2 protein-coding genes are annotated in these 1,714 nt (G+C 38.7%); both read right to left on the reverse strand.

The window, feature by feature from the left end:
- Window positions 1-308: 308 nt before the first annotated feature.
- A complete protein-coding gene (locus A372_RS0100095; RefSeq protein ID WP_019418886.1) occupies window positions 309-629 on the reverse strand; it encodes a hypothetical protein in 321 nt (106 codons plus the stop codon).
- Between the two features lie 19 nt (window positions 630-648).
- On the reverse strand, window positions 649-1,714 hold a 1,066-nt coding region (locus A372_RS0100100; protein ID WP_026010809.1), incomplete at its 5' end, for a hint domain-containing protein.

Consider the following 1,714-nt stretch of genomic DNA (forward strand, 5'->3'; position numbering starts at 1 on the left):
AATACTCGCCCGAGTAGCGGAACATATTCGGCACCTGCTCTTCTTCCGTCAGCGGATTGCCCCAGATATCGTACGTGTTGCCCGCTACTGCATCGGGCAGTAGCGGATTTCTGTGATAACGCATTGGCCGAAAAGGGGTATTATTCAATCAATAAACCTATCTTGTGCCTACTTCATTCTGAAGAATATCAATACGGGATGACGAGGGTTAAATTGGATTGGACTTAACCGCCTGATTTTTATGACACTGGGTGGGAAGATAAGAAGAAAGACCTTGAAGGAGTTTATCCTCAAGGTCTTCAAAATATTTAATCTAATGTGAAATAATCATCGTCTATTATGCCATCTAGCGTGAATAACAGCCTGTATAATCCTAATGTTTTACCATTATATATTATTGGAACATAAGAAATTATATGGTTTTGGTTACATTCTGGATAATTACCTAACATTAAAGCTACTTGTTGCACCTCAATAACTAAAGATTTCTTTTCACAAGCACCAAAATAGCTTTCATATTCCTCAGGGGAATCTTCCATGTAGTTGTTAAGAGCAATCCAGAATCCTTCTATGGAGCGACTTTCAACATTATGCTCCATTATCCAGTTTTTCAGTTCATTAATATTCATCTAGTAAACACAACCTTTTCTAATGCTTCCCTTTGTCAAACTTGTCAAAAATGATTTGTCCTGACTTTGCATCGTAGTTACCGTATACTCTCCAGTCACCGTACTTACCTTTAATTTTGATCTCATATTTATAGTAAGAACCTCCAACCTTAACACCACTTCCAGAGAGTGACTTAATTCCATTTTCTCCTTGACCACTAACAAAGCCTTTCTTCATAGCGTCAGTAAATTTGTCTGCCCCTTCATTACCGAACTTATTTCGTATCTGGTTATAAGTATCATGTTTTATCCAACCATTACCACAACTGTTATGCGTAAAAATCCCCAGATTAGAAACAAAGTACGTATGAAAATCTTTAACCTTAAAGTTATAAACGGTCGTATGTTCCTTCTTCACATGTATGTTCTCAATGGCTAATCCTTTGCCATCTGAAGTCGTCAGAACATCGCCCACCACAAGATGCTGTGCTTCCACCCAACCTTTACCGACAATCCAAAACGGATGCTCATCCGTTGTCGTTATGACTTCGCTGCCAACAGTAATATTATAGGTTTCCTCAACATCACGTTGGAAGAGCCATTCAACTTCCTTGTATGCCATCTCGCCTGTTTCATCGTCTTTGGCGAGAACCTTATCCCCTACCTCGATTTCCTCGATAGGTTTTTCCCCTTCGTCTGTTAAAACCTTCGTTCCCGCTGTAAAGCAATTACATTTTGCAATTGCTCCCATTGCTTTTTTAACTTTTGTTCCAACCTTAGCTGCTTTCAATACTTTTCCCCAAGGAAGAAAACTAGCTGTTGTAAAAGCTTTTTCATTAAATGAGCCATCAGGATTTAACATCGTATTGATATCATCTAAGATTAAGAAATTAGCGCCTTCAACTGCTATCGTCTTACCTGCCTCAACTTGTGCATTTAAATTGGTACCACAATTTTGGATATCAACAGCACAGGTTAGCGCAGGAGAGACTGGATAAACAAAATTCCCCGTTGGATCAGCATGTATTAATGGGTTGCTATAAACATACGTATATAAATTCAAACTCAGCGGATTCTTGATATTCCCTTCATACGTATCCTCATTA

Origin of the sequence: Paenibacillus sp. OSY-SE (genome assembly GCF_000283315.1) — a bacterium.
GTDB classification, from domain to species: Bacteria; Bacillota; Bacilli; order Paenibacillales; family Paenibacillaceae; genus Paenibacillus_B; species Paenibacillus_B profundus.

Bases quoted from the DNA above. Each gene is read 5' to 3' on its own strand.
- A372_RS0100095 (WP_019418886.1), bottom strand. From the start codon at position 629: ATGAATATTAATGAACTGAAAAACTGGATAATGGAGCATAATGTTGAA.